6 protein-coding genes are annotated in these 5,948 nt (G+C 69.3%); 3 read left to right on the top strand and 3 right to left on the bottom strand.

Going from position 1 to position 5,948, the window contains the following annotated elements; all coding sequences use genetic code 11:
- A partial coding sequence (locus tag AC1DOC_RS15910) for a lysophospholipase (RefSeq protein WP_478130065.1) occupies window positions 1-1,021 on the bottom strand: 1,021 nt, incomplete at its 3' end.
- Between the two features lie 43 nt (window positions 1,022-1,064).
- Window positions 1,065-1,667 (bottom strand): CDP-alcohol phosphatidyltransferase family protein, encoded by a 603-nt coding sequence (locus AC1DOC_RS15905; protein WP_412511934.1) that lies wholly within the window; start codon window positions 1,665-1,667, stop codon window positions 1,065-1,067.
- An 86-nt stretch (window positions 1,668-1,753) separates the two neighbouring features.
- Here AC1DOC_RS15905 and ruvB point away from each other — a divergent pair, with 86 nt between their 5' ends.
- The 3 genes from ruvB to AC1DOC_RS15890 all read left to right on the top strand — a co-directional run bounded on the left by ruvB (window position 1,754) and on the right by AC1DOC_RS15890 (window position 4,742).
- Window positions 1,754-2,818 (top strand): Holliday junction branch migration DNA helicase RuvB, encoded by a 1,065-nt coding sequence (gene ruvB, locus AC1DOC_RS15900; RefSeq protein WP_018906209.1) that lies wholly within the window; start codon window positions 1,754-1,756, stop codon window positions 2,816-2,818.
- Between the two features lie 6 nt (window positions 2,819-2,824).
- Window positions 2,825-3,781, top strand: coding sequence for a CDF family Co(II)/Ni(II) efflux transporter DmeF (gene dmeF, locus AC1DOC_RS15895; RefSeq protein ID WP_412511933.1), 957 nt, complete (start codon window positions 2,825-2,827; stop codon window positions 3,779-3,781).
- Window positions 3,782-3,872: 91 nt separating this feature from the next.
- The gene (locus tag AC1DOC_RS15890; RefSeq protein ID WP_018906211.1) at window positions 3,873-4,742 is read left to right on the top strand and encodes a UDP-2,3-diacylglucosamine diphosphatase; all 870 of its coding nucleotides are present in this window, start codon (window positions 3,873-3,875) and stop codon (window positions 4,740-4,742) included.
- Between the two features lie 19 nt (window positions 4,743-4,761).
- Here AC1DOC_RS15890 and AC1DOC_RS15885 read toward each other — a convergent pair.
- Window positions 4,762-5,948, bottom strand: a 1,187-nt coding sequence (locus tag AC1DOC_RS15885) for a c-type cytochrome (RefSeq protein ID WP_478130064.1), incomplete at its 5' end; no start/stop codon positions are given.

The following is a 5,948-nucleotide window of genomic DNA, read 5'->3' as shown; positions in this document are numbered from 1 at the left end:
AGAGCACACCGCCCAGGCGCAGGCTGGCGCGCGTCATGCCCCAGTAGGCGCCGCGCAGCGAGAGCGGCGCCAGCGGCTCGGCCAGCGCACGCGACTCGTCGGCGGTGTTGCCAGCCAGGTGCGCGGTGCGCAGGTCGACCAGCGCGGGCGGCTGGTCGAACAGCTGCAGGATGAATTCGCGGATCGCCTGCACCGCCGGCGCGCGGTCCCTCTCGCCCAGCGTGTCGTGGAAGAAGCCCGGCAGTTCGAGCTTGGTTTTGACGGCGCTGCCCAGCCGCTCGAAGAACTGGTGCTGCGGCTTGTGGTGCACCACCCAGTCCGATCCCGAGATCAGCAGCTGCACCGGCAGCGTGATCGCGTTGGCGTCGGCCACCACGCGGTCGGCGGCTTCGTAGAGGCCGAGCAGGATGTTGACCGCGATCGGCCGCGAGATCAGCGGATCGCTTTCGTAGCTTGCGATGCGCTCGGGGTCGTGCGTGAGGAACTTCGCCTTCACATAGCTGTTGACGAAGAACAGGCCGCGCAGCTTGTGCATCAGCCCGAGCCCGGCGCGTGCAAAGGGCACGTAGAGCTTCACCTTGAAGGCCGGCGAGGCCAGCGTGAGCCCGCGCACCTTGGGCGCGTAGTCGTGCGCCCAGGTGGAGACCAGCACGGCCCCCACGCTCTGCGCAATCACGTGGATGTCGTGCTCCGGCACGCCATGCGCGCTGCCGATGTGCTGGACGAAGGTCTGGACGTCGCGCACCGAGGTGGCAAAGCTCGGGCTGTAGCCGCGCTGGCCCGGCGAGCGGCCGTGGCCGCGCGCGTCCCAGGCGAAGAAGTCGAAGTCGGGCAGGTCGAGCTCGTCGACCAGGTGCGCCATGCGCGCCCCGTGCTCGTGGCCGCGGTGGAACAGCACGATGGCGCCGCGCCGTGCGCCGCCCGTGGCCGGCCAGTGCCGGTAGAAGAGCGATTCGCCGTCGTGCGTGCGGAACTGGCGCTCCTGCGGACTGCGTTGTGGATGGGTGCTTGTGTCGGTCATCGGATCCCTGTCGCTATTCATATGTTTGTTCGTCGTGTGCGGTCTACGCCGCCTCGGCCAGTGCGCGGCGCACGCGGTTGACCACCGTCCAGGCCACGAGCGCCGCGGCCAGCGGCATCAGCCATGCCGCCCAGCCCGGCAGCGGCCAGCCCAGCGCCACATAGAGGCCGAGCGCGCCGAACACGAAGGCGCGGTCGCTCTTGCCGAGCGGCCCGTCGTAGCGGCGCGAGGCACCTACCGTGGGGCCCAGCGCACCCGCGAATTCGCTCAGCCCCGCGAGCACGATCACCGTGCCGACCCAGAACGGGCTGAACGGCGGCACCAGCGCAAACGGCAGGTACAGCGCGGCGTCGGACACCACGTCGGTCAGTTCGTTGAGGAAGGCGCCGAGCCGGCTTTGCTGGCCGTGCTCGCGCGCCAGCATGCCGTCGATGGCGTTGAACGCCATGCGCACGAACATCCAGGCCGGAATGAGCCCGAAGGCGGCCAGCGACGGCGCCGCAAAGAAAAGCCAGAGCCCGAGCGCGACCGAAACCGCGCACGCGGCCAGCGTGACCTGGTTGGCGGTGACGCCCATGGCATGCAGGCGCCCCACGAGCGGCCGCAGCAGGCCCTGGAACCGGGGTTTCAGTTCGTAGATCGACACGTGCCGGCTTCCCCTCGTTTGTTATATGGCCGAAGCATTCTGCCAGTGTGGCAGGCACTAAACTTGCCCTTGCAGCCTCTCATTCCATGACCATCCAGACCGACGATTTCGCCCCAGCCCCGCCCCGCGTGGTGTCCGCCGCCCCCGCTTCGCCCCAGGAAGAGGCCATCGAGCGGGCGCTGCGCCCCAAGCTGCTGGACGAATACGTCGGCCAGGCCAAGGTCCGCGAGCAGCTCGAGATCTTCATCGGCGCGGCGCGCAAGCGCAAGGAAGCGCTCGACCACGTGCTGCTGTTCGGCCCGCCGGGCCTCGGCAAGACCACGCTGTCGCACATCATCGCGGCCGAGCTGGGCGTGAACCTGCGCCAGACCTCCGGGCCGGTGCTCGAGAAGCCCAAGGACCTGGCGGCGCTCCTGACCAACCTGGAGCCCAACGATGTGCTCTTCATCGACGAGATCCATCGCCTGAGCCCGGTGGTCGAGGAAATCCTCTACCCCGCGCTGGAGGACTACCAGATCGACATCATGATCGGCGAGGGCCCCGCGGCGCGCAGCATCAAGCTCGACCTGCAGCCCTTCACGCTGGTGGGCGCCACCACCCGCGCCGGCATGCTCACCAACCCGCTGCGCGACCGCTTCGGCATCGTGGCGCGGCTGGAGTTCTACACGCCCGAGGAACTGGCGCTCATCGTGCGGCGCAGCGCCGGCCTGCTCAAGGTCGACACCGACGCGGCCGGCGGCTTCGAGATCGCGCGCCGCTCGCGCGGCACGCCCCGCATCGCCAATCGCCTGCTGCGGCGCGTGCGCGACTACGCCGAGGTGAAGGGCAACGGCCGCATCACCGAAGAGATCGCGCACAAGGCGCTTGCCATGCTCGACGTCGACCCGCAGGGCTTCGACCTGATGGACCGCAAGCTGCTCGAAGCCGTGATCCACCGCTTCGACGGCGGCCCGGTGGGGCTGGACAACGTGGCAGCCAGCATCGGCGAAGAACGGGACACCATCGAGGACGTGATCGAGCCCTACCTCATCCAGCAGGGCTACCTGCAGCGCACCCCGCGCGGGCGCATCGCCACGTTGGCGGCCTACCGCCACCTGGGCGTGACGCCGCCTTCGAGCCGCTCCGACGGACAAGACCTCTTCGGAATCTGACGACCCATGCATACCCATGACCTGAGTGCCTGGCAGCACGACCATCATTTCGGCGCAGGCAACGAATCGGCCGAGCGCAGCACCCGCCTCGTGATGTGGATCACCGCCGCGATGATGGTGGTCGAGATCGGCGCCGGCTGGTGGTTCAACTCCATGGCGCTCCTGGCCGACGGCTGGCACATGAGCTCGCATGCGCTGGCCATCGGGCTGAGCGCCTTCGCCTATGCGGCGGCGCGGCGCTATGCGCGCGATCCGCGCTTTGCCTTCGGCACCTGGAAGATCGAGGTGCTGGGCGGCTTTGCGAGCGCGCTGATGCTGCTCGGCGTTGCGGCGCTGATGGTGGTGGGTTCGATCGAGCGGCTCCTCTCGCCCTCGGTCATCCACTACCGCGAAGCCGTGGCGGTGGCTGTGCTCGGTCTGGTGGTCAACCTGGTCTGCGCGCGGCTGCTGGGCTCGGCGCACCATCACGGGCATGGGCACGACCATGGCCATGCGCACCATCACCACGACGACCATGGCCACGCCCACGGCCACGACCTGAACCTGCGCTCCGCCTACCTGCACGTGGTGGCCGATGCCGCCACCTCGGTGCTGGCCATCGGCGCGCTGCTCGGCGGCTGGTTCTTCGGCTGGTCCTGGCTCGATCCGGTGATGGGCATCGTCGGCGCGGTGCTGGTGGCCGTGTGGGCCAAGGGCCTGCTCAAGGAAACCGGCAAGGTGCTGCTCGACCGCGAGATGGACCATCCCGTGACGGCCGAGATCCGCGAAGGCGTGGAAACCATGCTGGCCGATTCGGAAACCCGCGTGTCCGACCTGCACGTGTGGCGCGTGGGCCGCGAGGCCTATGCCTGCGCGCTCACGGTGGTGACGCATTCGCCCACGCTCACGGCGGACGAGGTGCGGGCCTGCTTTTCGATGCACGAGGAAATCCGGCACTCGACCGTGGAAATTCAACGCTGCTGAGGACGCCCCCGAGGCGCGGGCTTCGGCGCGTCATCGATATGTCACGGGATCGCCATCGCCCGGTCACGCGTTGGTGGGAGCCTACCCGTCCATGCAACGCGACGATGCTTTCCTGCGCGCATGGCGCGACACCGCGACCCGGGCCCCCGAGCCGGAGGACGACGATCTTGCGCGCCCGCCGCTGCGCTGCCGCACCCTCTGGATCTCCGACCTGCACCTGGGCACGCCCGGCTGCCAGGCCCGCGCGCTGCTCGATTTTCTCAAGCACACCGAGTGCGAAACCCTGTTCCTGGTCGGCGACATCATCGACGGCTGGCAACTCAAGCGGAACTGGTACTGGCCGCAGGCGCACAACGACGTGATCCAGAAGCTGCTGCGCAAGGCGCGCAAGGGCACCCGCGTGATCTTCATCCCGGGCAACCACGACGAGTTCGCGCGCAAGTACCTGAACCACAACTTCGGCGGCATCGACGTGGCCGAGGAATGGATCCACGAAACCGCCGACGGCCGCAAGCTCTGGATCATCCACGGCGACCTGTTCGACGGCGTGATCCAGTGCGCCAAGTGGCTCGCGCACGTGGGCGATTCGCTCTACGAATTCACGCTCAAGCTCAACCGCCACCTCAACTCGCTGCGTGCGCGCATGGGGCTGCCGTACTGGTCGCTTTCCAAGTACCTCAAGGGCAAGGTCAAGCGCGCCGTGAGCTACGTGGGCGACTTCGAGAACGCCGTGGCGCGCGAGGCCCGCAAGCGCGGCGTGCAGGGCGTGGTCTGCGGCCACATCCACCATGCCGAGATGCGCGACATCGACGGCATCCTCTACTGCAACGACGGCGACTGGGTCGAGAGCCTCACGGCGCTGGCCGAGCATGCCGATGGCACGCTGGAGATCATCGACTGGGCGCAGCACATGCCGGTGCCGGCCAAAGCGGGGGCGCCGCGCGAGGCCGTCGCGGCCTGAGCAGGCGCCCTGCGGTTCTTCAGCGCGGCATCGTGTCGAGCTGCGTCACGGGCGCACTGTCATTGCCCCATGACCCGCGAATGAAGGTCAGCACCGCGGCCACGTCGCCTGCATCGAGCACCTGCCCGAACGGCGGCATGCCGTAGGGCCGCGGATTGCCCGCGGTGGAGGGCAGGTAGCCGCCGTGCGCGATCACCTGGATCAGGTTGGTCGTCTCGGCCATGTTCACGGCGCGGTTGCCCGCCAGCGGCGGAAAGGCGCCGGGCGCGCCCTGGCCCTGGTCGCCATGGCAATAGGCGCATTGCTGGTCGTAGATTTTGGCGCCGCGGGCCATGGTGCCGGCATCGCGGCGCGTGGTTGCGGCGGCCGGGCGCACGGGGGCCGCGGCTTGCGCCGGCACGCCGGGCAGGTCCTTCAGGTAGCTGGCCATCGCAGCCAGGTCGGCCTCGCTCAGGTGCTGCGTGCTGCGAAAGACCACGTCGGCCATCGGCCCCATGACCGAGCCGCGCGGCGCCACGCCGTTCTTGAGCAGCGCCACCACGTCGGCCGCCGGCCAGTCGGCCACGCCGGCCTGGTGCGGGTCGGCGAGCGATGGTGCATACCAGTTCTCCGCCGCGATCAGCCCGCCCGAAAGGCCCAGCTTCACCTGCGTGGCGCCGAGCGAATCGCGGCTGCCGTGGCAGGCGATGCAGTGGCCCAGCCCGCCGACCAGGTAGGCGCCGCGGTTCCATTCGGCCGGCTTGGCCGTGTTGGCCACGAAAGCCTCGGGCTTGAAGGAGAGCGCCCGCCAGACGGCGAGTGCAGCCTGCGTGTCGTAGGGAAAGCGCAGCCGGTGCGCCAGGTTGGGCGCCGGCGCGGGCGGCAGGCTGCGCAGGTAGGCGTAGATCGCGTCCGAGTCTTCGCGCGTGACCTGCGTGAAGTTCGGATACGGGAACGCGGGGTACAGCAGGCGGCCGTCCTTGCTGCGGCCGTTGTGCATCGCGCGCCAGAAGTGCGCGCTGCTCCAGCTGCCGATGCCGTTCTGCGCGTCGGGCGTGAGGTTGCTCGAATACACGGTGCCGAAGGGCGTCTCGATCGGCAGTCCGCCGGCATAGGGCTGGCCGCCGCGCGTGGTGTGGCAGCCGGCGCAGTTGCCGGCCAGTGCAAGGTAGCGCCCGCGCTCGATCAGTTGCGGCGTGGCGTCGAAGGCTTCGGCCTGCTCCGGCA

Source organism: Variovorax sp. 01T439_2 (assembly GCF_056398445.1).
Note: the sequence above shows the minus strand (reverse complement) of the source record. Positions and strands in the feature narration are given on the sequence as shown.

Excerpts from the sequence above, each read along its gene's own strand:
- AC1DOC_RS15890 (WP_018906211.1), top strand. The coding sequence starts at position 3,873 with ATGCAACGCGACGATGCTTTCCTGCGCGCATGGCGCGACACCGCGACC.
- dmeF (WP_412511933.1), top strand. The coding sequence starts at position 2,825 with ATGCATACCCATGACCTGAGTGCCTGGCAGCACGACCATCATTTCGGC.
- ruvB (WP_018906209.1), top strand. The coding sequence starts at position 1,754 with ATGACCATCCAGACCGACGATTTCGCCCCAGCCCCGCCCCGCGTGGTG.